This is a genomic window from uncultured Paraglaciecola sp., assembly GCF_913058035.1.
Classification (GTDB): domain Bacteria; phylum Pseudomonadota; class Gammaproteobacteria; order Enterobacterales; family Alteromonadaceae; genus Paraglaciecola.
Genome location: NZ_CAJXPA010000052.1, coordinates 1 through 26198 on the forward strand (window position 1 = coordinate 1; position 26198 = coordinate 26198).

23 protein-coding genes are annotated in these 26198 nt (G+C 38.8%); 13 read left to right on the forward strand and 10 right to left on the reverse strand.

Annotated elements, in window-relative coordinates:
* Together QZ562_RS08865 and rrtA are read left to right on the forward strand one after the other, a co-directional pair.
* A partial coding sequence (locus QZ562_RS08865) for a hypothetical protein (RefSeq protein WP_293759254.1) occupies nucleotides 1-439 on the forward strand: 439 nt, incomplete at its 5' end.
* Nucleotides 440-809: 370 nt separating this feature from the next.
* Nucleotides 810-1331, forward strand: a complete 522-nt coding sequence (rrtA, locus tag QZ562_RS08870) for a rhombosortase (protein WP_363315340.1) — start codon at nucleotides 810-812, stop codon at nucleotides 1329-1331.
* A 221-nt stretch (nucleotides 1332-1552) separates the two neighbouring features.
* Here the strand turns inward: rrtA and QZ562_RS08875 are convergent, their stop codons facing one another.
* The 3 genes from QZ562_RS08875 to QZ562_RS08885 form a co-directional block, all read right to left on the reverse strand.
* A complete protein-coding gene (locus tag QZ562_RS08875; RefSeq protein WP_293759256.1) occupies nucleotides 1553-4042 on the reverse strand; it encodes a prolyl oligopeptidase family serine peptidase in 2490 nt (829 codons plus the stop codon).
* A 759-nt stretch (nucleotides 4043-4801) separates the two neighbouring features.
* Nucleotides 4802-4942 carry a hypothetical protein gene (locus QZ562_RS08880; RefSeq protein WP_293759257.1) on the reverse strand — a complete coding sequence of 47 codons (141 nt, stop codon included), beginning with the start codon at nucleotides 4940-4942 and terminating at the stop codon, nucleotides 4802-4804.
* A 593-nt stretch (nucleotides 4943-5535) separates the two neighbouring features.
* Entirely contained in the window at nucleotides 5536-8103 is a 2568-nt protein-coding gene (locus tag QZ562_RS08885) for a TonB-dependent receptor (protein ID WP_293759259.1), read from the reverse strand.
* A gap of 152 nt (nucleotides 8104-8255) precedes the next feature.
* Between QZ562_RS08885 and QZ562_RS08890 the strand changes: the two genes are divergently transcribed.
* From QZ562_RS08890 to QZ562_RS08920, 7 genes are all read left to right on the forward strand, one after another.
* Nucleotides 8256-8435, forward strand: a complete 180-nt coding sequence (locus QZ562_RS08890; RefSeq protein ID WP_293759283.1) for a hypothetical protein — start codon at nucleotides 8256-8258, stop codon at nucleotides 8433-8435.
* On the forward strand, nucleotides 8362-8610 hold the full coding sequence (locus QZ562_RS08895; protein ID WP_293759261.1) for a MerC domain-containing protein: 249 nt from the start codon (nucleotides 8362-8364) through the stop codon (nucleotides 8608-8610). The genes QZ562_RS08890 and QZ562_RS08895 overlap by 74 nt, the downstream gene beginning before the upstream one ends.
* A gap of 73 nt (nucleotides 8611-8683) precedes the next feature.
* On the forward strand, nucleotides 8684-9280 hold the full coding sequence (locus tag QZ562_RS08900) for a DUF2796 domain-containing protein (protein ID WP_293759263.1): 597 nt from the start codon (nucleotides 8684-8686) through the stop codon (nucleotides 9278-9280).
* Nucleotides 9281-9288: 8 nt separating this feature from the next.
* Nucleotides 9289-9780: a Fur family transcriptional regulator gene (locus QZ562_RS08905; protein WP_293759264.1), complete on the forward strand. Its 492-nt coding sequence runs from the start codon at nucleotides 9289-9291 to the stop codon at nucleotides 9778-9780.
* Between the two features lie 86 nt (nucleotides 9781-9866).
* Nucleotides 9867-10292, forward strand: a complete 426-nt coding sequence (locus QZ562_RS08910; RefSeq protein WP_293759266.1) for a MerC domain-containing protein — start codon at nucleotides 9867-9869, stop codon at nucleotides 10290-10292.
* A 140-nt stretch (nucleotides 10293-10432) separates the two neighbouring features.
* Nucleotides 10433-12064 (forward strand): HAD family acid phosphatase, encoded by a 1632-nt coding sequence (locus QZ562_RS08915; RefSeq protein ID WP_293759268.1) that lies wholly within the window; start codon nucleotides 10433-10435, stop codon nucleotides 12062-12064.
* A 38-nt stretch (nucleotides 12065-12102) separates the two neighbouring features.
* A complete protein-coding gene (locus QZ562_RS08920) occupies nucleotides 12103-13479 on the forward strand; it encodes an alkaline phosphatase PhoX (protein WP_293759270.1) in 1377 nt (458 codons plus the stop codon).
* Nucleotides 13480-13543: 64 nt separating this feature from the next.
* Here QZ562_RS08920 and QZ562_RS21255 read toward each other — a convergent pair whose 3' ends face one another.
* Together QZ562_RS21255 and QZ562_RS08925 are read right to left on the reverse strand one after the other, a co-directional pair.
* Nucleotides 13544-13648 (reverse strand): hypothetical protein, encoded by a 105-nt coding sequence (locus QZ562_RS21255; protein ID WP_363315341.1) that lies wholly within the window; start codon nucleotides 13646-13648, stop codon nucleotides 13544-13546.
* Between the two features lie 62 nt (nucleotides 13649-13710).
* Nucleotides 13711-13890 (reverse strand): DUF3299 domain-containing protein, encoded by a 180-nt coding sequence (locus tag QZ562_RS08925; RefSeq protein ID WP_293759272.1) that lies wholly within the window; start codon nucleotides 13888-13890, stop codon nucleotides 13711-13713.
* A 338-nt stretch (nucleotides 13891-14228) separates the two neighbouring features.
* Here QZ562_RS08925 and QZ562_RS08930 point away from each other — a divergent pair, with 338 nt between their 5' ends.
* On the forward strand, nucleotides 14229-15239 hold the full coding sequence (locus QZ562_RS08930) for a GTP-binding protein (protein ID WP_293759273.1): 1011 nt from the start codon (nucleotides 14229-14231) through the stop codon (nucleotides 15237-15239).
* A 1545-nt stretch (nucleotides 15240-16784) separates the two neighbouring features.
* On the opposite strand, the gene QZ562_RS08935 is transcribed toward QZ562_RS08930, so the two are convergent.
* The 3 genes from QZ562_RS08935 to QZ562_RS08945 form a co-directional block, all read right to left on the reverse strand.
* Nucleotides 16785-17549 (reverse strand): SDR family oxidoreductase, encoded by a 765-nt coding sequence (locus tag QZ562_RS08935; protein WP_293759275.1) that lies wholly within the window; start codon nucleotides 17547-17549, stop codon nucleotides 16785-16787.
* A gap of 37 nt (nucleotides 17550-17586) precedes the next feature.
* Entirely contained in the window at nucleotides 17587-18591 is a 1005-nt protein-coding gene (locus QZ562_RS08940) for an NADP-dependent oxidoreductase (protein ID WP_293759276.1), read from the reverse strand.
* Nucleotides 18592-18652: 61 nt separating this feature from the next.
* Nucleotides 18653-20458: an acyl-CoA dehydrogenase gene (locus tag QZ562_RS08945; RefSeq protein ID WP_293759277.1), complete on the reverse strand. Its 1806-nt coding sequence runs from the start codon at nucleotides 20456-20458 to the stop codon at nucleotides 18653-18655.
* A 172-nt stretch (nucleotides 20459-20630) separates the two neighbouring features.
* Between QZ562_RS08945 and QZ562_RS08950 the strand changes: the two genes are divergently transcribed.
* Entirely contained in the window at nucleotides 20631-21605 is a 975-nt protein-coding gene (locus QZ562_RS08950) for a helix-turn-helix domain-containing protein (protein WP_293759278.1), read from the forward strand.
* 299 nt (nucleotides 21606-21904) lie between these two features.
* Nucleotides 21905-22213: an isoamylase early set domain-containing protein gene (locus QZ562_RS08955; RefSeq protein ID WP_293759279.1), complete on the forward strand. Its 309-nt coding sequence runs from the start codon at nucleotides 21905-21907 to the stop codon at nucleotides 22211-22213.
* A 1055-nt stretch (nucleotides 22214-23268) separates the two neighbouring features.
* Here QZ562_RS08955 and QZ562_RS08960 read toward each other — a convergent pair.
* Nucleotides 23269-24195, reverse strand: a complete 927-nt coding sequence (locus tag QZ562_RS08960) for an FAD-binding protein (RefSeq protein WP_293759280.1) — start codon at nucleotides 24193-24195, stop codon at nucleotides 23269-23271.
* Nucleotides 24195-24944: an electron transfer flavoprotein subunit beta/FixA family protein gene (locus QZ562_RS08965; protein WP_293759281.1), complete on the reverse strand. Its 750-nt coding sequence runs from the start codon at nucleotides 24942-24944 to the stop codon at nucleotides 24195-24197. Before QZ562_RS08965 ends, QZ562_RS08960 begins: the two co-directional genes overlap by 1 nt.
* 442 nt (nucleotides 24945-25386) lie before the next feature.
* On the opposite strand from QZ562_RS08965, the gene QZ562_RS08970 reads away from it, so the two are divergent.
* On the forward strand, nucleotides 25387-26198 hold an 812-nt coding region (locus tag QZ562_RS08970), incomplete at its 3' end, for an NAD(P)/FAD-dependent oxidoreductase (protein ID WP_293759282.1).

Here is a 26198-nt window from a genome sequence, read left to right on the forward strand (position 1 = left end):
AAAAAATATAAGTTCTATTTTAATATTTGTCATTTTAGTCAGTGCATGTGAAAAATCGCCTGTTAAAGAAGGTGGTGGCAAATTTGGCATGTTGGATAGCAATCTTCCTGAATTCGCTGCAATTGGATTTTTTGAACATATTTATAATGAGCAAGATCTAAAAGGTGCTATTAAATTAAGCACCCCGAAGATGGGGCGGCTGTTACGTTCTTATCACAACAATAGAGGTGTTCAAAGATATGTCTTAAATATGCAGTTTGATAAAGTGGCTATTGAATCTAAGTCTCGCAGTGCAGGAAGAGATGAATTTGCTAAGAAGGCACAAATTTCCTTGTTTTTTGAAGGTGAATTAAATGGCGATATATTAAAAGATATACGACTTGTCGAACTAATTAAGATAGGAGATAGCTGGAAAGTGGATGAAGTCAGTGTGAACTGACCTTCAATTTTCTTCAACACACTTGAGATTAGTTCATGACTTCTTTGTAAATGATTTATAAATTAATGAGTGCACGTCCAACTTTCTTGATTTTATATGTATTCAATACTTCAATATGTTTTCGCTACAGTAACAACTAATATTGATTTGATATTGCGGTGTACTTCTTAATAACCATTAGATTTTAAATGCATCCTATCTAAGACTAACTATTGTAAGAAAAGTTAAGAAGGATAAAAGGTTAAACTCACTTATCAAATAAAATTTAGTTACCAAAGGCCATTACACAATCCATCAAGCTAATATGTTCAATCTACCCGTTCAGTCAAAATACAGCATCGCTCCCCTTATCATTATAATGGTTAGTATTGTGTTGGCAATTTCAGAACCATTTAGCAGTGACTGGTTAGCATACGACAGAAATCAGCTTCATAATTTCCAATGGTGGCGAATGTTAACCGCACATTTTCTTCACACTAATATCACACACTTATTATTAAACATCACAGGTTTAACATTATTGTGGGCATTACACGGTCACTATTTCAAAATGGCCTGCTATATCAGTCAATTTTTTGTATTGTGTTTAGGCACGAGTATTGGCTTATATTTGTTCGCTGAGCAGATGCAATGGTATGTAGGGTTGTCTGGTGTACTTCATGGCTTGTTTGTTATTGGGGCTTATCTAGATATACAAAACCAATTTAAAACTGGATGGATAATGCTACTAGGCGTATGGCTTAAGGTTACACATGAACAGATTTATGGAGCCAGTGAAGAGGTAGCTAAGTTGATTGCAGCCCATGTTGCAATAGACGCTCACTTGTTTGGAACACTCACTGGCAGCATCATTATATTATATTATATAGGAATAAAAAAACTCAGAACTTAACGTTATCACTGCAGTTATTAAAGTCAGCGAATAGTTTTTTTATTAACTCTTAAGCACTTTACCTGATGGTGAGTTAAATGCCTTTATCGATTCGAATTTACCAAACTCATATGTGTGCTAAATACGTCAAAATGACATTCATTTGTTGAACGAACTTATGAGTATTCTCAAATAAACTGACATCACATTGATGAAATTATCACCAATGTGATGTGTATGGTTTATAAGTTGGTTTCGAACAACTTGTATATTCTTCTATATTCGTCCAACCATGAACTGGGTTGAACAAAACCGTGCGATTCTACCGGATAAATTGCCGTTTCAAAATCCTGTTTTTCTAATTCAATTAAGCGTTGAACTAGCCTCACCACATCAACAAAAAACACATTACTGTCTATCATCGGCGCATTGATCAGTAATGGTTTTTCTAGTCCTTCAGCGAAATAGATAGGTGAACTCCTTTCGTAGGCAATTGGATCAATGTCAGGTGTATTCAGTATATTTGAAGTATATCCGTGATTGTAATGTGCCCAATCGCTGACAGGTCTCAGTGCGGCACCAGCTTGGAACAAATCAGGAGAGTTAAATAATGCCATAAAAGTCATAAAACCTCCGTAAGAGCCACCATAAGTGCCTACCCTGTTAGCATCCACATCAAGATTTTCTACCAACCAATCAACACCGTCTTCTAAATCTTGGATTTCTGGTGTTCCCATTCGCCGATAAATAGCGGTACGCCAATCTCTTCCATAACCAGCTGAAGCGCGATAATCCATATCCAGCACAACATAACCTTGCTGTGCGAGCATATTATGGAACATAAATTCTCTGAAATATCCTGACCAACCTAAATGTGAGTTTTGCAAATATCCTGCACCATGATTAAACACCACTGCCTTGTGTTTTTGACCAGTTGGCAAATCTCTGGGTGAATAAATTCGTGAATATATCGGTTGTTCTGTGTGAGACGACTTGATCGGTACTATGTCTGGGGCAAGCCAATTAATATCTAAGAATGCCTGACTAATCGTTTGAGTAAGTTGTATCGCTGACTTGTCAGTAACCGACTGTAGATATAACTCTGGCGGACGAACTAAACTAGAATGCGACAACAATAACGACTGTTCATCTGGGCTTAATTGATAATCTGTCATACCGTTCAGATTGGTAAGTACTTGTAATGTGTCATCTTTCAAAGCGGCGCGATATATTTCGTATATACCCGGGTGTTTTTTATTTGCTTTAAAATATATAAATTGATCGTCAGAGCTTAATGTCAACGCATCAACTTCATAGTTACCCGTGGTAACAGCCCTAGCTTGGCCATTTAAAGGTTTAATATATAGGTGTGAAAAGCCTGTTTCTTCAGATAAATAGTACAGAACATCACTGTTATTTAACCAACCATAACTGTTGAACTTGTAATTTACCCAAGCCTTATCATGCAGTCGGTGTTGATTGACCAACGTTGCTGCAACAGTATCGACGGTAGCGAGCCATCTGTCTTTGTTGTCCCATGCTTCTAGCATAATAGCCACTTTTTCACCGTCGTTATGCCATTGAATGGCACCTTGCGACCAATACCAGTCTTGCATAAGGCTAATATCTCTAGGCAAACGGTTAGCTGTATAATTTTCGCCTTTAGCTTCAGCATTTTCTCGTTTCACCGATTCCAAAACGTCTTCGTTATATCCCGGCAAACTGTTATAACTAAGTTGTCGTTGCGAACGACTATCTAGGTTGAGTAACCAAATACCGTGTTTCACTGGTTTTGCGTCTGCTACCCTGCGGCGCACATTGTTGTTGGCTATTCTTCCATCGTCATTAATATAGTTGGGCATAATATCGCCTTCATCACGCCAACTAGACTCTTCTTGTTCAACCAGCACCAGCCACTTTCCGTTAGGCGACAAGCTTACTTCTACCGTTTCTTTTCCTTCTGAAAAATAAAATATCGCAGGCGCAAGAGTATTATTTTGTCGTGCAAGCTGTTGTTTTTTATTAAAATGTAACTTTTTTTGTTGGCGTTTTAACGCCACCACTTCAATTAATTGTTGTTGCTGTTCTGCAATATAATCTTCTGCTTCTTCGACTGCAGTGGGTTCATCTGCAAATTGCCATGAAACTAGTTGCTCATATAGACCCTTATCAGGATGGATAGCATAAATAGCGTTATCACTTTGAAAACTTAAACGCCCATCGTTTAGGAAAACTAAATTGGTTGGTTGTTTATTGTCTTTTGTTAGTTGTTTAAGATTATTTTCAGCCAGATTTTTAACAAAAATATTGCCTTCAAATACCCATGCAGCAGTCTCTTCATCTTTACTTAGTATTCGATTTTTATAAGCGTGTAAATGTAATTGTGTCAATTCGACCTTAACACCATTGCCTTTTTGGTCTATTGGTTTTATCCATAAATCAGACAAAAGTGAAGCTTGCTGTTTTTGTTGATAATAAACAGCTTGGCTATCATCGGCCCAATACTCAGAGGAAGGCTGACGGCCAATCCAATCCGGGTCAGCCATAATTTGTTCTAGTGTTAATTGTTCAGATTCGGTATTGCTCGTAATCGATTGATAAGCTTTGACAGGTTTTAACTGTGATACATCAGCTTGATTAACAATTGGATCAGCAGTTTGGGTTGCCGAACAGGCAAATAGTAAAGTGGTAGCACTAGCTAACATTAAGCCTTTTTTATTCAGTTTAAACATGCGTTAAGCCTTTGACAATTTTGAAATAAACTTCAAGACTATTAAAGCGCACAAATAGGTCATTTGGCAAAACAAAAACTTAAAAAGCCAAACAGTAAATTGCCTTACGTTACATATTTTTTACACACATAAAAAAGGGATGTTATTGTAGGTTGGTTATAATGTTTCATATTCGACAAAAAAAGTATCATACTTTTTGTCGAGTCTTTCGTCAGCTATCGAACTATGGATGACGTTAGAGAATTAGAACTATCAAACTATATTTAACGACAAATCATCATACGATTGATAAACCTCGACTGACTGCAACGAATTGCGGACAATTGGCATATTCGGTTTATGATTAAGCTGTTGCTCTAAAGCGATCATTAACGTTGCATTAAGTGGCTATAAATAAGTGGCTATAAATAATTAGCTAAAATAGCTAACTGAGTGAGACTAGCCAACCGTTTTTTGTCCTACTTGAATGACATCTTATATTTCAATTACTCACACTATTCTGGTCTATTGGTTCGACACAAAACCTGTGATAATTTAGTTCGGCACAAAATCTGTGGGATTTTATATTGACGAGTTGTGCATGCCCGATCCTGGCGTGGCAAACATGCATCCTAAGATATAGTTATTAACGACCAGTAACACTATAATAATCAATAGCTTCTTTACGATACCAAGCTCCATGGCCTGAACTGTTCATGACAATTCGAGTCAAAAAGATCTGAGCCATTTGTTTGAATAACCACCGCATTAACTATTGTCTTAATTGTCCAGAGATAAACCGACTGCTACTTGTATTCCTACATTTTGAATATTAGGATGACCCGAACGAAAACTGATATCAATAGGATTAAACGGATTGTCATGCATTATTGGCTTTACATCGTCGACACCATGAATCACAGATTTTGCTTAAACAAGTTTCGTCACCGATTCTATTGCCCCTTTCACCCCCTCAAAGAAGCCGCTTTGGCATCGCCATTCAGATCTATAAATATATCGGCTACCGTTAGCAACATTATACCCAAGATAACAATCACAATCGCAATAACTAACTCTATAAACGTAAAACTGGTTTATTTTTAATAGTCTGGTCATCCATAACACTTTGTTTTATAGAATTTCTCTGTGTTTTTAAACCATTAATAGTAGGGTTAACTATTAGCAGTCAGTCAGATAGATATGTATCTATGTGTGTATGTATGTATATATAAGCATCATAACGCTAAAACCACCGTGATATGTGTGTCTTATCGTTATTTCCTAATTTGATTTATCAAAACCACCCTAGCATTACAATTCATATAATGCTTTGCCAAGGGGGAAATGCGAAAATTGCTGGGCTTTGCCCTTTGAGTATTTATACCAGCCGCGCCTTTTGATGCGAACTTTGGTAGAAGCTTTTTTTTGTCCCAAAATATTGGATAAGAAAAACTGTCCGCATCCATTAAGGATGCAGACGCTTAATCGGTGTAACATTCTCTAAATTATGTAGGCTAGAAGTACCCTTTTATGCCAAGGCTTAGGTTTCTGCCGGGTCTTGGCGCTAAGTCTTTCAGATAGGAAGTATGCACACGTGCTTCTGTATCGGTTAGATTGTTACCTTTAAAGTAGACCGCCATATTATAGGCTGGTATGTCGTAAGACACATTTAAATCAAGCATAGTGTAACCGTTGGTTGAAGACTCATATTCCGCAGTATGCTCTTGCGATTGATAACGAGTGATGTTCAAGTGCGCGCTCAACTGCGTGTTTTTATAACTCAGCTTAGTGCCAAAACGCATTGGCGACGTTTGCGGAAGATTACCACCATCTTTGAGTCTGGCTCGGACAAAATCAGCAAATACTTCAGTTTTAAACGTGCTGTTTACTTGCCATGCAATTTGTGCTTCAAAGCCATTTAACACTACATCTTGTTGATTGAACACAAACAAGGGTAATTCACTTCCTTCCTCATCTGAATGTTCTTCATCTGAGTGCTCTTCGTCCGAATGCTCTTCATCCGAATGTTCGTCTTCATCAGATTCTCCATGATCATGGGCTTCAACATGCACCACTAAGCCACTGTCCTGCTGATACAAGTAGTTATCGATACTGTTATAGAAAACATTAAATATGAAGCCAACATCACCTTCTGTTTTACGGAAAGTCAGATCAATATTATTCGATGTTTCAAGTTCGATTGTCATATTTGACAATTCAATGTGAGTTTCGTCGTCCTCTTCATGCAATTCAAACAAAGCGCCAACTTCGTAAGTACCGGTACCAATGTGCGGACCAAACGAAAACAGCTCAGCCGCAGAGGGTGCGCGCTCAGAACGGGAGACAGAAATACCAACATTGTACTCGGGAGCAAAACTCCAAACTGCGCCAGCGGATAATGATATAGGCGTATAATTGTCATTAAACGCAAACGATTCGCCGCCATGTTCATCATCATGATCGTCATCGTGTTCATCATGCTCGCCTTCATGTTCGTCATCGTGCTCGTCTTCATGCTCTCCTTCAGCGTGCAACTCAATACTGGATAGCAGAACTTCATTGGCTTCCAAGGTTACCCGTTCAATACGTCCACCTAACTGCAATAAAACGTCACCAAAGTGGCGCTCTTCCATTAAAGCTAACGCCAGCATGCTAGTGTCTGATGGAGGAGTGAAAGCCTCTTCGCCTATGGCTGAAGATTCACTGTGTTTGTAATGCAGGCTTAATCCGCCGCGCCACTCTTGAAAAGGTTGGTGCAGAGCGTCTATTCGAAATTCCTGCGTTTGGTTTTCGAATACAGTACCCGCTTGTCCTTCTTCAATTTCGGCATGCTCGTAGTCAGTTAAACCGGCACGTAGCTTAATTTGATTGATAAAACTATTTTGCAGATCAAATTCACTTAAAAGCTGTACCCGTGTTTGTTTAAGATCGGCAAAAACATTCTCTTCTGAATGCTCTTCATCGTGCTCTTGTCCATGGTCTTCGTCGTCATGGTCTTCATCATCATGTCCTTCTTCGTGTCCTTCTTCGCCATGTGAATGGCCAGGAATACCGTATTGCCGGTCAAGTTTTTCAACCGACAAACCTACAAAACCACTATCAAATAAGTAACTACCGCCAAAAGTGAAGCCGTATGATTCTTCGGCACTGTTTTCAACGGTATAGTTACCACCGTGATCGTCGTGATCATCATGGTCGTCGTGATCATCGTGATCTTCTTCATGAGATTCGGCTTCGACAGGTATTTCATAGTCGTCTGAGTCACGTACAAAACCATCAGCATAAAAGGCAAAGTTATCGGTGCCAGTAGTCAGATTGAATGAGGCTAATTTTTGCTCATCGACTGTGCTGGTTTGAACTAACCATTCGCCTCGTGTTTCGCTGTCGGTTGGTACACGGTTATCCACTACATTAACCACCCCACCAATAGCACCACTACCATAAAATAAGGTGGCTGGACCGCGTAAAACCTCTATCCGTGTAGCAGTGGATGCTTCACTAGCGACAGCATGGTCTGGGCCAATGCGTGATGCGTCGCTCACATCAAGACCATTTTGTGTAATCAATACTCTAGGCCCACTTAGCCCTCGAATGATTGGCGTACTGGCTACTTTGGCATGAAAGCTAGAGTGCACACCTACCAGATTATTCAAGGTTTCACCGATAGTCGCGCTTTGTTCTCGACGCAGTGCTTCTCCAGATAACACACTCACCGGCAAAGCCGATTCCATTGAGGATAAATGCAGCGGCGTTGAAACAATACCAACCACTTCAATGGGAGAATTTTTTAACATGAATGAGATATTTTTCGTGCCAGCACTAGGGACATCAATATCTTGATGCAAGTGGGCAAAACCTGCTGCTGTTATGTGTAGTTCGTTAACACCCGGACTCAATCCTTCAAACACAAAACGGCCACTTGTATCAACAATGGTCTCTATGCTGGAGCCTTCTAGCTTTACTTTGGCGCCTGCAATCGGCTTTCCAAAACTATTTTTTACCACTCCTTCTATCGATTGTGCAAACGCACTAGCTGGCAGAAGCGCAGCAACAATTAGAGCTACTGATGAGACCTTAAACATTTTACCTCTCCTAATTTGTTATAATATAACATTACAATATTTATTGATGTTATGTTATATTGTATCAATAAGGTAATCAACCTCAGGATTAGAAAGATTTGAAAATAACAAGTCTGCAAATGCTAGGTGATAAATTGGCGATTATTTTTTCTATGGTATGTGTTTTCCATTGTTTGGTATTGCCGAAATTGCTTACTTTACTGCCATCTTTTTCTGGTTTATTTGCTTTAGATGACGAAATGTTCACCAGTGGATGTTATGCGAAGTTCTGCCTATCAGCATTGCGGCATTGCGGCATTAATAATGGGCTACTTACATCACCGCAGTTATAAGGTTTTTCTAGTGGGCTCTATTGGACTTACGTTGATTATTATATCAACCACCTTAGGCCATGATGTATTAGGCAAGACAGGTGAAGTTGTTGTATCAATACTGGGCTCTATGAGCATCGCTTATGGGCACTTTCGAAACTACCAATTAATCAGCGCTAAACATGAAACGCAGTAAAATGTGCAGAATTGAAAGCTTAATCAATACTGTTCTAAATACACTAATTATAACGTTGAAAAGGAGTAGTAACGTGACAACAATACGAACCAGTGTCGGTGTTTTTTCAAGCATACTTGTAGTTTTTTATCTATCTCAGGCCCACGCTCAACAAGCAAATTTAGGTACGCATGCGCATGGTGTATCTGAACTTAATATTGTCATTGAGGGAAACAAAATCGAAATTCAATTACGAACCCCAGCAATGAATATCGTTGGCTTTGAACATGAAGCGAGCACAAAAAAACAAATCAAAAAAGTGAAACAATCAGAAGCAAAATTGCATGACCACAAGGCGCTTTTTTCATTTTCTTCAGGAGACTGCAGACTTACTCAAACTCAGATAGACCTAGCAAATTTAATCAAAAATAATGTAATTGAAAAAGACATTCACGATCACCATAAAAGCGATTCTGACAATAATCATGAGCACGAAGATGAGGCTAGTGTTCACAGTGAAGTCGTCGCACACTACCATTATGATTGTGAGGATATGGATGATTTGTCGTCCTTATCCCTCGGTTTTTTTGATGTATTTCCTGCCATGCAGCAGATTAATGGCATCTGGATAACAACATCGGAGCAAGGTGCGGCAGCCCTAACCCGCAGTAATAAAACAATAACATTTTAGGCCACGTTATGAATAAGTTGGATGCAACCATTCGTCACGCAGAGCAGCAATGTAAAGTTCATGGCACACGTTTGACCGATAAGCGAAAGCAAGTTTTGACGGGCCTTTTGCTGTCTGACAAAGCGCTTTCTGCTTATGAACTGGTCGATTTATGTAAAAAAGAATTTGGCGAAACGATACCTGCGATGACGGTCTACCGAATATTAGACTTTCTTGAGGAAGAAAATCTGGCGCACAAGTTAAAAATAGCTAACAAGTACGTGGCCTGTTCGCACATACCTTGTGATCACAAGCATCAACCGCAGTTTCTAATTTGCACCCAATGTCTAAAGGTCGAAGAAATTAGTATTGACTATGCCATTATTCAGGCGCTTGAAAAAAATGTGATACAAGCAGGATTTCAAGTGGTTAATACGAAATTTGAGATGGATTGTGTGTGTGATGAATGCAAAAAAGCAGCAATCAAATCTGCCAATATGAGGTGCAAGCTAGAGGTATAGACCGACAAAGATGACCAATTTCTATATGGCTAAAAGCCACAACACGTAACCAAAGGAAAACAAATGCTTACAAGAGAAACTAATTTATGAACTCAATGAAATTTTTTACCGATAAGCTGGCCATAGGCTTGTCATTAACCTGTGCTATACATTGCGTAGCATTACCATTTTTATTGATTGTATTACCCAACTTTGCAGCGTTAAATTTTGATAATGAAGCGTTTCATGTATGGATGGTTGTCGCCGTAATCCCTACCAGCATCTATGCACTTTTTATGGGATGCAAACAGCACAAAAGATATGAATTGCTTAAATACGGATTGATTGGGTTAACCTTATTGATATTAGCGGTAACATTAGGAGAAGAGGTAATAGGTGAACTATGGGAGAAGCTACTCACGGTGGCTGGGGCTATGTTTGTTGCATACGGACATTACCGTAATTTTCGGTTGTGCCAAAATCAAGAAAATTGCCGGTGTGATAGTAAAGATCATGATGAGTCTCATGTCTAGCGACTAATGTTAACAGCAAATAACAACTTATTTGAGTTAATAACAAGTGCCTGTAAACACAGACGATCGTATTTACATGTATTTGTGTTTACATTGTGTTCATCATAGACAGTAACCCCGTTTTCAAGGAAATCAAAATCATGAAAAACCTTCTAAGGATGGCGCTAGTCGTTCTGACTTTTACGGCTTGTTCGGCAACAAACAATACCCATCTAGCCGCAACAACACCCCCATTAGTTAAACCGATTACTGTTGACGATATGACCTTCGCTACTTGGAATATTGAGCACCTTAGTTTTCCTGCCGAATTGGGTTGCAAACCTCGCAGCCAAGCCCAAATAAACGCAATGAAAGCCTACGTAGACAGATTAGATGCTGATATTTTCGCTTTACAGGAGGTCGCTTCAAAACAAGCAATACAACAAATTTTTGGCGCCGATAAATGGCAAATTATTATGTCTGAAAGAGCGCCCAGTAGAACGTACACCTGTCGTGGCAGCGATAATCTGTCCACTCAACAAAAAGTGGCTTTTGCGGTTCGTCAGCATATACCTATTCTAGCAAGCAAAAACTACACTGATTTGGCGATAGATAGAGAAGGGCTTCGTTATGGTTTGTCTGTGACCTTAACCACGCCAAGGGGCGAAACAGAAATTCTTAATCTGCACCTTAAGAGCGGCTGCTTTGTGGATAACTATAGCCGTGAGGATTCACAGGCCTGTCAGGTATTTGCCAAACAGGCACCGATTTTAGATGCATGGGTAGAAGCAAAAGAACGCGACCAACAGCCCTACATAATTCTTGGTGACTTCAACCATCGCTTAAGTGCACCTTACAATCAGCTTACCCAAGAGCTATTTGTTAATACCAATGGCAGCGCCTCTTCGTTGTTTAACACCACGGCCGATTTGATAGGTTGCCATCCTTACTATCCGGCACCTATCGACCATATTTTGGCGGGTGGTTTCCAGTCACCTTATGTCACGCTTCATTCGCAAACGCGCAAGTTTGACAACATGAAAGTTGATGACATGTTGAGTGATCATTGTGCGGTCACACTGTCGATTAGCGCACAACCATTGCCTCTTTCGCCATCAGTGAAATGGTTAACCACCAGCAAAGAATACCAATTTCTCACCCAGGAGATTTATCAACAAGCTTCCAGCACACTAAAACAACTATCCCCAAAAAAAGATAGCTGGGTGGTGGTAATGGATGTAGACGAAACCATTCTAGATAATAGCCCTTATCAGGTATCGCTAGATAAAACGGGAGCTAGCTATATCCCCGAGACGTGGGAAAACTGGGTAAAACAAGCCTCAGCTGGTTTAGTTCCGGGCACTGCTGCCTTTATTCAAACGGTATTAGATAAGGGTGGCAAGTTGGCCCTTATCACCAACCGAGAAAAAGAGGTTGAGTCATACACATGGCAGAATTTACGCGCCTTGGGTTTACCACTTACCCCCAGCAATACCTGCTTGTTAGGTAAAGCCGAAGCAGATAAGCGTGCTATTGACGGCAAAGCTATGATAAATGACAAAGACTTACGCCGCCAACAAGTCGAAATGGGCAATGCACCTTGTTACCGCCCCCAAACACCATCTACAAGCATGCAACAATGGTCGCGATCGCAGCAAATATTGATGCACGTGGGCGATAATATTAAGGACTTTCCAAGCATGACTCAAGAAGATGCCGATATCGCTGATGTGTTGTTGCAGCAACCACGTACATTTATTTTATTGCCTAACCCAATGTATGGGTCGTGGTAACTAATTCTCTGTATTAAGATCTGGATAAGGAGAAGGTGATGATGAATAGAAGACAATTTAATCAAGGTTTAGTCGCGATGGCGTTTGGAGGCTTAGCATCACATCTGCATGCCTCACAGTCTCGCTTGCAGACAACTGCTATGGCTCAAAATACCGCATACGGAAAACTGATACCTGATCCTAATGCGTTATTAGACTTACCCTCTGGTTTTAATTATCAGGTTATATCGCGTCTGGGAGACAAAATGCAGGATGACTTGGATGTGCCTGATCGTGCTGATGGTATGGGTTGTTTTTATCTTGATGATAAACGAGTGGTTTTAATCAGAAATCACGAAATCGCGGCCAATAAACTGATCAAAAAACATCATGGTGACAAGCAAGCTATGATGCTTGAGTTAGCCTATGACACCGTTGAGAATACTTATCCGTTGCCCGGCGGTACCAGTTCCATTGTTTACAACCTGCAATCAAAACGTGTTGAACAGCAGTTTATGTCGCTGATTGGCACAATCCGCAACTGTTCTGGTGGTGTTACGCCTTGGGAAACATGGCTGACGTGCGAAGAATCGGTGGATAAAGCAGACAAGATGATCAGTAAAGACCATGGTTATGTGTTTGAAGTACCCGCGAATGCCACCAAGATGGTCAATGCCATCCCTATTAAAGCGATGGGCAGATTTAACCATGAAGCCGCTTGTGTTGATCCGCGAACGGGCATTGTTTACATGACCGAAGACAGAAACGATAGCCTGTTTTATCGTTATATCCCCAATCAAAAAGCTAATTTACAGGCTGGTGGTCGTTTGCAAGCATTGGTGATAGCACAACAACCTAAATTCGATACACGCAACTGGCATTCAGGATCTATGCCCTTAAACCAAGAAATGGCTGTTGAATGGGTTGAGTTGGATCACCCTGAAAGTCCTAATGATGACCTGCGTTTGCGAGGTTTTAACGCAGGAGCAGCGCTGTTTGCACGAGGTGAAGGCATTCATTGGGGTGATAACGAACTTTATTTTTGTTGCACTAATGGCGGTGCCAAAAAATTGGGACAAATTATGCGTTACGTGCCTTCTTTAGTCGAAGGTAGTCCAAGTGAAAACAAGCGTCCAGGCAAACTGAGTTTATTTGTTGAAAGTGAATATCCACAAACTATGAATTTTGCAGATAATGTTACCGTAGCGCCTAATGGCCACCTAATTGTGTGTGAAGACCAATATACTGATCACACAGAAAATCATATTAAAGGGGTGACGCCAGATGGAAAAACCTATGATTTGGCGCGCGTAAGATTGCAAACCGAGCCTGCAGGTGCCTGTTTTTCGCCTGATGGACGCACCTTATTTGTTAACTTATATTCCCCCACGACTACTGTTGCCATAACAGGCCCTTGGGATAGGTTTATAAGTTGACCTAAGGTCAAGACAAATTAGTGCATGCGGAAGTTATCTGGCTGTTCATAAAACTTTTTTACCGTCAATAAATTCTGGTTATAAGCTGAGGTACCAATAAATTTTCATACAAGTTCTTTCTAAGCACGCCTAAAATCGTGTACGGCATTTGAAAATTAGTTGCTGGCATGTCGTTAGGTGTGCTGACATAAATCAGTTGATTAGGTGGCGGCAGAGGTTAATGAGTAAAGGCTAAAAACTGGTCATGGTCCTATTACCTTGTTCATCAATAGACACAATAAAACCTGATATCGACATTATTTGGTTAAGCAAATTTTTGACGGTATTCGTTGACGGCAATGTCACTTGGTAGTTTTGATCACTCGTCGCCTGCACAGGCAATACCTCCTGACCGATTAAGTTAGTCGGCAAGATTTACTCATAACGACTTAATATTTATTTTCTTCTGTGGATAACAGTTCGCTCTATTTAATGGTCATGATAATGGTCATGAGATGTACAGCAGAGAACCGTTGAGTAGTGGCAGCATTATTAGCATCATAAAGTGGAGTTTCATCAATAATAATATGCTCGATAAAGCGCAAAAGTGTTCACGAGTGCTGTGCTGCCCACACATCAAATAACAAAAATATAATTAGAACTATAATTAGAACTATAACGAACTTAACCATGAGACCAGAATTAATGATATAATATAACATTACATTACAAGATAATCCTGTAAACATACATCATTTAATCGGAAATCTATGGAAAAGTTGAACTCACTAACATTGCCTATTCCCACTAATATTATTACGGGTTTTTTGGGTGCCGGAAAAACTACGCTTATCCAACACCTATTAACACTCAAACCTGCCAACGAAAGATGGGCTATTTTAGTCAATGAGTTTGGTGAAATTGGTATTGATGGTGCATTTTTTAAAGGTCGGCCAGAAAATAATATTTATGTACGACAAGTGCCAGGTGGTTGTATGTGTTGCACGTCTGGTTTGCCCATGCAAATTGCTTTAAACCAGCTAATATCATATGCCAAACCCCATCGACTGCTCATCGAGCCAACTGGCTTAGGCCACCCAAAAGAAGTGTTGGCCAGTTTGCAGCAAGCTCATTATCAAGATACATTCTCTATCAACAGCACGCTGACGTTGGTTGATGCACGCTTGGTCACAAAGGAACGTTACAACCATCATCAAATTTTTAGGGAACAGTTGGAAATTGCTGATCATATTGTTGCGACTAAAGCGGACCTTTATGAAGAAAATGATCAGGCGAATTTAACCACCTACCTTACTCAATTAGATTTAGCCACAACACCACTAACAGTTTTGGATAGCAATAAAATTACGTTATCCATTCTTTCTCCTAAAACGAAATTTAAGCTGCCTAAAACTGCTCATCATGAGCACGGCGTTAGTGCTGAATTACTGGATATAGAAGAAGAGTTGTCAAACCATGGCAAAGTAAAAGTAAGTAATGATAAGGATGACTTTTATTCATGTGGCTGGGCGTTTCGCCATGACAAAGTGTTTGATTTTACTCAAGTAATGAATGAACTAACAACCTTGGATGTATATCGATTAAAGGCCGTGATGATAACCGACAAAGGTATTTTTACCTTTAATAAGCTCGATGAAGTGCTTAGTTGTAATGAGCTGGATGAAAGTATGGACTCACGACTTGAGGTGATCACCACAGGACTAACAGCGCTTAACCAAATCGTCGAAACCTTGGAAAGTACACTTTTTGCAGAAAAGTAAGAGACCACTTCAGCATAGCGGATTTTTTATTCAAAATTCGCTATGGAGTATCAACCTGAGAGTTAATTAAATTGAGCGCACTTTATATGTTGGTCGCCAGTTTCTTGCGGAACGAAGTGTAACTTGTAAACACCATTGAATTTTGTCAATACAACTTCTAAGCCTTCTAATAAATTGATATTTTTATCGCTACTAAACATGCTTATCGATGCAGCACTTTGTACACCAATCTTCTGTTTCTTGCCCTATTACCGACGGTTCAAGAATCACGTGATCGCAAAGACTGGCCCGTTGTGATGCCAATATCTATTTGAATAAACTTGTGTTTTCAAAGGTTAAAACACCTGCATGAGAGGAAACCATCAGTCCCAAGAAATATTGTGGTATCTGCGTTACAGAGACCACAATATTTTGTTGGGTAATTTTCTGTTCAGCTGATTATTTTGTAGCGAACGTTGTGACTAAGGCAACCTATAATATTTTGGTCTGCAGCCCTGGGCTTGCTGGTTTGCTGTAATACACTCAAGCTGGTTAAGAATAAGACACATTTGGCCAAGTAATTGCACTGATTTATGATGAAAAAAAATTACAGAATGCGGTGTTTCGTTGTACGAGCATATTAAAACTTGAAACTGAAACGCTATGAAACCTACGATTTTGTGCACTTAAACTTTGCCCAGGTTACGTAATGTTTGGCATCTAGCATGGTTTAAACATAGCTAGATCAATAGAATTGGCAATTTACCGACTAATAGAAAACGTTGCTAAAGATAGGTTTTAGTAACAAAATTTACCTATGAAATGCTTGGTGTTAATGATCGTTTTTGTCGGAAAAGTGGCCTGAAAACACATTATTTATAAGGGCAGCTTGCTGTCATTTGCAGATTGCGAGTGTGATATTTTATTATTAATTTGCAGTTATTAAGAATTTTGTAAATAACACCTATAGTATTTGGAAATATTGGTTATAAGCATTTTGAATAAAGGCTCTTGAGTCTTTATTTATAAATCTATATTGATAGGTAATTTGTTAAACAAGTAACTGTAATTGTTGTTTAATCAGCTTAATTAAAACTAGTAGTAAAGTATGGCTCTGGCTCCAAATCAGCAAAGAGAAGATCGTACTTCAAGGGACATTGGTAAAATGACATATTTTGTTGAAATAAAAATATGCTATTAATTATCTGAGGATAAATCTAACATGGATCTTTAAAATGCGCTGCCAGGGCTTAAACTAACAACTTGTTTGATGTTTTTATTGGCAATTAAAACAACTGTTAATTTCACAATAGAAGAACCAATCCGACAGACTCTTAAAAGTATTAATAGATTTTGTCTATTTTCAGTGGAACGTTTGGTTACTGGTAAGACGGTATATTGACAGCGTAATCAGTAAACAATCATATTCTAATAAAAAGCATTGAATCCAAGCTAGTAATTAACACTGACTTTTTACGTTAAATAAATGATTAAAGACGTTATGTCTTTATATAAAAAAAACGGTAACTAAAAGTTACCGTAATAGAACGTTTTAAAATTAAAATCTTAGCTTAAAAAGCCGCCATCAACAACTACAGTAGCACCCGTAGTATAGCTAGAAGCATCTGAAACTAAATACAAAACTGTACCTGCCATCTCATCAGGCTGCGCCGTTCTTCCCAATGGTATTTGCATCAATGCTGTTTTAAGTATTCTATCGTTACTTGTCAATGCTGAGGCAAATTTGGTTTCGGTTAAACCTGGCAGCAAAGCGTTAACTCTTATGTTTAAACCACCACACTCTTTTGCAAAAGATTTCGTCATACTGATTACAGCAGCTTTGGTAATCGAGTAAATACCTTGTCCCATACCTGGTGATATGCCGTTTATGGATGCAGTGTTCAAAATAACACCTCCACCATGCTGTTTCATCATTTTGCCGGCTGCGATAGACATAAAGAAATAACCACGAATATTCACATCAACGGTTTTATCAAATGCAGCTAAATCAGTATCTAGGATATGTCCAAAGTAAGGATTAGCTGCTGCGTTATTCACTAAAATATCCAAACGCCCATATTTTTCGTTAATTTGTTCAAAGACGTTTTCAATCTGTGTCATTTCACCCACATGACAAGCCATGGCAACCGCATCTCCACCGACGTCACGAATGCTTTGTGCTACCGCTTCACAACCATCAATTTTGCGACTAGAAACGATAACTCTAGCACCATAGGCAGCTAATAATCGTGCAATAGACTCACCAATACCACGGCTTGCGCCGGTTACTAGTGCAACTCTACCGGTTAAATCAAAAATATCTTTTTTCATAAATTCCTCACTGTGTGAATATGTCACTGACTTATTATTAATCTGCTTCTACTTTAAGCACTAATTTACCCATATTTTCACCGTTAAATAACATCAATAAGGTTTCTGGAAAATGTTCGATACCTTTAACAACGTGTTCTTTAGCCACTAATTTACCTTCTGCAATCCAACCTGCCATTTCAGCTGCTGCTTGTGAATAATTAGCAATATTATCGAACACGACGATACCTTCCATTCTGGCTCTATTCACCAGTAATGTAAGATAGTTAGAAGGCCCTTTCACAGGAGTAGTATTATTGTATTGACTAATAGCACCACAAATCACTATTCGCGCTTTCATACGTATTTGAGTCAAGACATCATCAAGAATGTCACCACCGACATTATCAAAATATACGTCAACACCTTTGGGACAGACAACTCGTAGTGCTTTTTTCACATTTTCATTTTTGTAATCAATAGCTGCATCAAAACCTAACTCATCCACTAGATAGGCACATTTATCCGCACCACCAGCAATACCAACTACTCTACAACCTTTTATTTTAGCAATTTGTCCTACTACTGAGCCTACTGCTCCAGCGGCACCCGACACCACAACTGTTTCACCCGCTTTAGGTAAGCCGGTATTTAACAAACCAAAATAAGCTGTCATTCCAGGCATGCCTAAGACACCTAAATAACGTTCTAATGGTGCTAAACTTGGATCGATTTTATGTAGCCCCTCGATATCCACCACCGCATACTTTTGTACACCACAATGCCCATATACATGATCGCCCTCAGAAAATTGACTGCTAGTAGACTTGAGAACTTTTCCTACGGTGCCTGCACGCATAACCGAACCAATCTGAACCGGTTCTATGTACGACTTACCATCATTCATCCAGCCACGCATGGCAGGATCTAATGAAATATATTTCACCTGAACCAAAACTTGATTATCGCTTAGGTCTTCAACATCGGTTTCAACAAAATCCCAATTTTTTCTTGTGGGAGTGCCGCTCGGCCGTGATGCCAATAAAAATTGTTTATTTTTCATAATCCCTTCGTATATGTTTGATTTTCTTCGTTCTATTTTAGTCGATGACTTGATAAATTGATTAAAACCACTCAGCTCGCATTTCGCTGCAACTATCGTCCATATCATTCAGTAATGCGATATCTCTTTGTACCGCAGGTAATTCCCAGTGTACAAAATATTTAGCGGCCTGCACTTTACCGAGATAAAAAGCCTTATCTTCTTCAGTCAAACCAATATCTATCAATGCGTTTTCTGCCACACTTGCTTGGCGTATCCACAACCAGCTCATTACCACTTGACCAAATATGTTCATAAAACAGGTTGCGTTTGCTAGTAAAATCGATTGCTTTTCTGATATTAAGTGTTGACCAAGCAAAGGTAGCAGAGATTGCATTTGTTGCAGATAAGGCAATAAACTGGTTATCAACTTCTGACTTTGCTCACCCGTCACTTTGGCAAAATCACTTTCCATTCTTTGTTGCAATAATTTGAGTCCTGAACCATCTGCTTGCCAAAGTTTACGGGTTAATAAATCCAGCGCTTGAATACCATTGGTCCCCTCATGAATAGGGTTAAGCCGATTGTCTCGCCAACATTGTTCAACCGGGTATTCACGAGTATAGCCCGCACCACCTAGCACTTGAATCGCTAGATCATTGGCTTTTGGGCCGAATTCTGACGGCCAAGCTTTTACAATAGGTGTCAATAAATCTAACAATTCTGAAGCTTGTTTCTTCTCAGCATCCGAAGTAAGAGTATGTGAATCATCAACTAACCTAGCAGCGTAAAAACATAATGCCATGCCTCCTTCGACGTAGGATTTTTGTGCTAACAGCATACGTTTTACATCGCCATGTTGAATAATAGTTGCAGGTTTATCAGTAGGTTTGTTATTGGGTGCAACACGACCTTGGGTGCGCTCTTTAGCGTATTCTAACGAATATTGATAACCACTATAACCTATCATCGCCGCACCAAAACCCACACCTAAACGGGCTTCGTTCATCATTAAGAACATATAACGTAAACCTTGATGCTCTTCGCCTATCAAGTATCCATGACAGTCTTCATTTTCTCCAAAACTTAGGGCTGTCGAGGTAGTACCTCTGTAACCCATTTTATGGATAAGGCCCGCCAGGGCTACGTCGTTTCGCTCTGCTGGATTTCCTACTTCGTCAAGTCGAAACTTAGGTACTACAAATAATGAAATCCCCTTAACACCAGCTGGTGCACCTTTGATTTTAGCTAAAACCAAATGCACTATGTTGTCAGATAATTGATGATCGCCACCAGAAATGTAAATCTTATTGCCCTTAAGGCGATAGTTACCGTCTTGGTGTTGTATTGCAGATGTATGAATATCAGCCAAAGAAGAGCCAGCATGTGGTTCAGTTAACGCCATGGTGCCAGTAAATTCACCACTTAACATTTTTGGCATAAAAGCATCTTTTAACTGCTGCGAAGCAAAGTTACGAATAACATTTGCAGCAGCCATAGTTAAAAATGGATAACCGGTGCTTGAAGGATTAGCTGCCATAAAATAACCAGCACAGGCGGTCATGATGGTTTCTGGTAGTTGCATACCACCTTCGTCGAAATCAAATCGACCAGCAATAAGGCCTGATTCAACATAGGCGTCGAAGGCTTCTTTTACCTCTGCAATCATATGCACTTTATGACCATCAAAAGTAGGCTCGTTGGCGTCACCTTTTGCATTGTGAGTAGCAAACTTTTCAGTGGCTATTTTATTAGCTATATCCATTACCGCATCGAATGTCTCGCGGTTATGTTCAACAAACCTCTCGCGCCCACACAAGTTTTGTGTGTCTAATACTTCATATAATTGAAACGCTAGTTCTTTGCGTTTGACCAGTTCATTGTTCATATTGCCTATCCTTACTAAGTAATTACAGATGAAAATTGTGAATCTTCTAGAATATGGCAATAGATTGACAAAAAAAACTCTTCGCTATAATTGTCATATATGACATATTAATGGTCATTTATGACAGTTATAACGAGGCTTTATTTATGACTAATCACTTCAGTTATTTCTGATGTTTAAAGTAACCATTTTAGGTTTTGATCAGGCTTATGCAAGTGCCATTACTGGTGCTCTGGACTTATTTGCTTTAGCAGGAGTAACTTGGCAGCGCATGCAAGGTCAACAACCGTCACCTTTTTTTGAAGTACAAATTGCATCAATAAAAAAACAGCCTGTTCGGTGTATTAATCAGCTGGTGCTCACTAGTCATATTGCAATCGAAGATGTTGACCACACCGACTTATTGTTGATACCGACTATTGGCGGTGAACTCATTAATGTCATTAAAAATAATCAGCCACTATTGGCGCATATTCAAAAACATTTCGCTAACCAATCTGATATTGCTAGTAATTGCAGTGGTGCATTTTTGCTGGCGGAAGCTGGTTTATTAGATGGTAAAGAAGCTACCACTCACTGGGGATACGCCAGCCTATTTAAAGCTCGTTATCCTCAGGTTAATTTACATGCAGAAAAAATGATCACCATTGCAGAAAATATTTATTGTTCTGGTGGTGGTATGGCTTGGTTTGATTTAGCATTATTATTGATTGAACGTTATTGCGGCCACGATGTAGCAACAACGACGGCTAAAGCACATGTGATTGATATCTATAGAGGAGAACAAGTGGCTTATGCCAATATTCTGACTAAAAAATATCATCAAGATCCTGATGTATTAGTAGTTCAAGAATGGTTAGAGGCCAACTACAGAGAAAGAATAGCCGTCAGCAGCTTGCCTTCACTGGTTAACCTAACATTAAGAACATTTAATCGTAGATTCAAAAAAGCGACTGAACAAAATCCATTAGAGTACCTACAAACATTACGTATCGAAGCGGCAAAAAAACAGCTTGAAACAACCCACGACAGCATCGAACGAATTGTTAGCCAAGTGGGTTATGACGATCTTAGTTCATTCACACGATTATTTAAAAAACATGCAGGGTTGTCACCCAGTCAATATTCAAAAAAGTTTAAGCGTTAAAGCTACAAGATTAAACAGAATAATTTGCACGTTTATTGCACTGAACTTAATGCTGAAATTTATGATTGTCTTGGTTTGCTCTTAGAATAGAAACAATCTATTAAAATAGATGATATTTAAGTATAGAAAATACATATGTCATGCTATTAATGATTTAATTTACTAGTTCCATTTACAAAAATATTTAATGATTGCATCAAAATACAACATATCTGCACATTTTAAAACACTTTGGGATGTGGATCAGTAGACCTTAATAATGATAATTTAATCAACACTTCAGGTAAAAGGAAAATACTATGGCTTTTAAAAAACAATACTTAAAATCACAAGCGGTTTGTAAAGTGACATTTAAGTTATCTAAAAAACAAGCTCATGCGGCAGATTCGGTTCGTTTAGTGGGTGATTTTAACGAGTGGGACTTATTATCAACGCCAATGAAAAAGCTAAAAAATGGTGATTTTACTACCACTATAAATTTAGCTAAGGATACACAATATCAATTCAGGTATTTGTTGGATGATAGGTCTTGGGAAAATGATTGGGAAGCGGATGCTTATATTGCGTCTTCAGTATCTTTTGACGATAACTCGGTTGTTCAAGTGTAATATAACGTTGCTAAAATTAAATAAGGAAGGTGAAGTATCCGTTTTGTTTCACCCTCCTTTTATTCATTTATACTTGAGCTCATAATTTTATTCACTACATAAATATAAACGTCACTTATACTGACTTTGTTACTCAGTCTGACGCTTGTTATCCGTTTTATACTATTTCAACTGCTTTAAGCATCACTTCACGTTTCAGTTTATTTGTGCTATTCAAACATCACTTTAAACGGCTTTTTTAGCGGCACTAATGGTTTTACTTTAGACTTTTTAATCTCTAAATTTTTAATAAAAATTCTACGTAAAACTGGAGAACTAATAAAAAAAGGTCGTATAAAAGGACGTATAAAAGGACACTTTTAAAGACTATTAAGAAAAGAACAATATTTATTTACTTTAATCTTGTTCCGACTCCAATATTTGTAAGTATTAAGAAAATGGTGATTAGCTAAGGCGCACACTTTTTAATATTATAGACAACTGATCAGGAGTGACATCTGAAGGGCAGACGCCCCGCTCTACAAGTTCTTTATGTATAATTTCAGTGGATTTTGTATTAGTCATATTTACATGCAACACAATGTAGCGCCTAAGATTTTGTTGAAGTTGACGAGTTAAACAAGACATATATTTATCCTCTCTCGTTGAATAAATTCTTAATTATTTAACAGTTGACCCGCACCTATTAATACTATGAGATAACTATTTTTATTCTAAACCTAGTTTTAACTTAGCATTAAACAGGCCATATTTTTAATACTCATATAATTCAGATGGATATGTTTTTTATTTATTATTTTATTAGGAAACAATTAGCAAAATAGGGTTTAAAAGTTAATTCAACCCTCCTAAATTTTACTATAATTTGCAAAATGCGATTTAAATCAAATAACGCACGGCCACTTATAATATTGAGGCTGACTCATCACACAATATTTTATATGCCAGCAAAGCCAAGTTGGTTTTAATAAAAAAAATAATTATTTAAGAGAAGGACATAAAAAAGGCCATAACTGTGATGGCCTTGGCTTTTAACAATATATTATTGATGGCTCTTATAAGGCTGCTTCAAGTTCTGGCAACAATTCAAACAAATCCCCAACTAGACCATAGTCTGCAACTTGAAATATTGGCGCTTCCTCATCCTTATTGATAGCGACGATCACTTTAGAATCTTTCATACCAGCTAAATGTTGAATTGCGCCAGAAATACCTACAGCTATATATAAGTTAGGAGCAACAATTTTACCTGTTTGTCCTACTTGCATATCGTTTGGAACAAAACCAGCATCTACAGCTGCTCTTGAGGCTCCCATGGCTGCACCCAATTTGTCGGCAATACCATCTAAAAGTTTAAAGTTTTCACCATTCTGCATGCCTCGACCACCGGAGATGATGACATCTGCGGCAGTTAATTCTGGCCTTTCAGATTCTGTTAACTCAGCAGATACATAAACTGATTTGTCTAAAGTTTTCACTACTGCACAGGCTTCAATTGGTGCTGAGTTATTTTCACCTGAGGCATCAAATGCAGCAGTTCTAACGGTTATAACCTTGACATTGTCAGACGATTGTACTGTCGCAATCGCATTACCTGCATATATTGGACGCAAAAAAGTATCAGCACTTTCAACCTTGATAATGTCAGAAATCTGCGCAACATCTAACAACGCTGCAACTCTTGGCATAAAGTTTTTGCCCGTAGTTGTAGCTGCCGCTAACACGTGACTGGCTTGTTTTCCGAGCTCAGTTACTAATTCAGCGATATTTTCAGCCATTTGTTGGGCATATTCGGGACTGTCTGCCAATAATACCTTGCTCACGCCATCTATTTTAGCGGCTTGTGCCGCTACAGCTTCACAACCAAAACCAGCAACTAATAAGTGTACTTCACCACCAATTTGTGATGCTGCATACATCAACTTATGCGTTTCGGTTTTAAGCTGTTCGTTATCATGTTCTGCGTATACTAAAATAGCCATTAGATCACCTTCGCTTCGTTTCTTAACTTCTCAACCAATTCAGCAACATTGGCCACTTTAATCCCGCCTTGACGTTGGGCAGGCGCCTCAACCTTCAATACTTTAATACCAGATGTAAGTTCAACTCCATAATCTGCAGCAGGTTTAACAACTAAAGGTTTGCGCTTAGCCTTCATAATGTTAGGCAAAGACGCATATCTAGGTTCATTCAAACGAAGATCGGTTGTTACAACTGCTGGTAATGTTAACTCTATGGTTTGCAAACCACCGTCAATTTCTCGCGTTACTTTTACTTTTCCGGCATCAACTATTATCTCAGATGCGAAAGTACCTTGGGGCATACCTGTTAGTGCAGCTAACATCTGACCTGTTTGGTTATTATCTGAATCAATGGATTGTTTACCTAAAATAACCAGGTCAGGTGACTCTTCTTCAACTACTTTTTGCAATAATTTAGCAATTTGTAACGAATCAAGTGTTAATTCTGTATCTATCTGAATACCACGGTCCGCACCTAGTGCTAGCGAAGTACGGATCTGTTCCTGACAACTTTTACTGCCTATAGATACTACGACAATCTCGGTAGCCACACCTTTTTCTTTAAGTCGAACAGCTTCCTCCACTGCAATCTCACAAAATGGATTAATCGACATTTTTGCGTTCGTTAAATCAACCGCGCTATTGTCGGGCTTAACTCTAACTTTGACGTTGTAATCTATGGCACGTTTAACGGGTACTAATATTTTCATTTTCACCTCTAATTGCAGGTATCAAGTTTATAATTTGAGTTAACTATTGGCTCAAATCTGGATGATGATAATTTACTTTGTGTTGACGTTAACGTCAACTTTGATGTCAATTTGCTGGTTGTGGTTATTACCATCGTTTTAAACGGGTATTATGTGTCATAGTATATGTTAAAAATCGTCTATAAGATCATCTTGTTTTAATATTATAGAATTAATTAAAACATTGTTAAATATAGATATTTTACCCTTATTTAAAGGTATTGTATATGTCTAAACTATTTGCTGGTAGTAACGTATACATTGTTAAGAAAAACTTTATTTATTATAATAATCATATCAATACCGACTATAATACGGTTATGGATAAGCATCAGAACTATTTTTTTCGTGAATAGTTAAATACATTTTTATGAATAGTTAACACTAAAAAGAGGACAAACAAGTGGAACGAGAATCGATGGAGTTTGATGTAGTGATAGTCGGTGCTGGCCCTGCTGGTCTATCAACTGCGTGTCGGTTGATGCAAATTGCTTTGGAAAAAGAGCATGAGCTGATGGTGTGTGTAGTTGAAAAGGGCTCAGAAGTCGGCGCTCATATTTTGTCAGGTGCAGTGTTTGAAACTCGTGCATTAGATGAATTGTTCCCAGACTGGAAAGAAAAAGGTGCACCACTAAACACACCTGTAGTAGCAGACGATATTTATTGGCTTAACAATGATAAAAAAGGAACTAAAATTCCTGGGTTCATGACGCCCAAAACTATGCATAACGATGGAAATTATATCGTTAGTATGGGCAATGTATGTCGTTGGTTAGCTGAGCAAGCAGAAGCATTGGGTGTCGAAATATTTCCCGGTTTTTCCGCCTCAGAGGTATTATTTAATGAAGACGGTAGTGTTGGTGGTGTTATCACCGGCGACATGGGTGTTGATAAAGAAGGCAAGCCCAAAGACTCATTTATGCCTGGCATGGAACTAAAAGCTAAATATACAGTTTTTGCAGAAGGGTGTCATGGTCATTTAGGTAAAGAGTTAATTGAAAAGTTTGAGCTGAGTAAAGGTCAATCACCGCAACATTACGGAATCGGGTTTAAAGAAATATGGGACATTGACCCGGCTAAGCATCAAGAAGGTCTTGTCGTGCATACAGCCGGCTGGCCTATGACTGACGCAACCGGTGGTTCATACCTTTATCATGCAGAAAATAATCAAGTATTAGTTGGTCTGATATTAGACTTGAATTATAGCAATACGCA

Bases quoted from the DNA above. Each gene is read 5' to 3' on its own strand.
- QZ562_RS08965 (WP_293759281.1), bottom strand. From the start codon at position 24,944: ATGAAAATATTAGTACCCGTTAAACGTGCCATAGATTACAACGTCAAA.
- QZ562_RS08955 (WP_293759279.1), top strand. From the start codon at position 21,905: ATGGCTTTTAAAAAACAATACTTAAAATCACAAGCGGTTTGTAAAGTG.
- QZ562_RS08910 (WP_293759266.1), top strand. From the start codon at position 9,867: ATGAACTCAATGAAATTTTTTACCGATAAGCTGGCCATAGGCTTGTCA.
- QZ562_RS08915 (WP_293759268.1), top strand. From the start codon at position 10,433: ATGAAAAACCTTCTAAGGATGGCGCTAGTCGTTCTGACTTTTACGGCT.
- QZ562_RS08885 (WP_293759259.1), bottom strand. From the start codon at position 8,103: ATGTTTAAGGTCTCATCAGTAGCTCTAATTGTTGCTGCGCTTCTGCCA.
- QZ562_RS21255 (WP_363315341.1), bottom strand. From the start codon at position 13,648: ATGCCAGCAACTAATTTTCAAATGCCGTACACGATTTTAGGCGTGCTT.
- QZ562_RS08940 (WP_293759276.1), bottom strand. From the start codon at position 18,591: ATGAAAAATAAACAATTTTTATTGGCATCACGGCCGAGCGGCACTCCC.
- QZ562_RS08935 (WP_293759275.1), bottom strand. From the start codon at position 17,549: ATGAAAAAAGATATTTTTGATTTAACCGGTAGAGTTGCACTAGTAACC.
- QZ562_RS08950 (WP_293759278.1), top strand. From the start codon at position 20,631: ATGTTTAAAGTAACCATTTTAGGTTTTGATCAGGCTTATGCAAGTGCC.
- QZ562_RS08895 (WP_293759261.1), top strand. From the start codon at position 8,362: ATGCGAAGTTCTGCCTATCAGCATTGCGGCATTGCGGCATTAATAATG.
- QZ562_RS08905 (WP_293759264.1), top strand. From the start codon at position 9,289: ATGAATAAGTTGGATGCAACCATTCGTCACGCAGAGCAGCAATGTAAA.
- QZ562_RS08890 (WP_293759283.1), top strand. From the start codon at position 8,256: ATGGTATGTGTTTTCCATTGTTTGGTATTGCCGAAATTGCTTACTTTA.
- QZ562_RS08920 (WP_293759270.1), top strand. From the start codon at position 12,103: ATGATGAATAGAAGACAATTTAATCAAGGTTTAGTCGCGATGGCGTTT.
- QZ562_RS08960 (WP_293759280.1), bottom strand. From the start codon at position 24,195: ATGGCTATTTTAGTATACGCAGAACATGATAACGAACAGCTTAAAACC.
- QZ562_RS08945 (WP_293759277.1), bottom strand. From the start codon at position 20,458: ATGAACAATGAACTGGTCAAACGCAAAGAACTAGCGTTTCAATTATAT.
- QZ562_RS08875 (WP_293759256.1), bottom strand. From the start codon at position 4,042: ATGTTTAAACTGAATAAAAAAGGCTTAATGTTAGCTAGTGCTACCACT.
- QZ562_RS08930 (WP_293759273.1), top strand. From the start codon at position 14,229: ATGGAAAAGTTGAACTCACTAACATTGCCTATTCCCACTAATATTATT.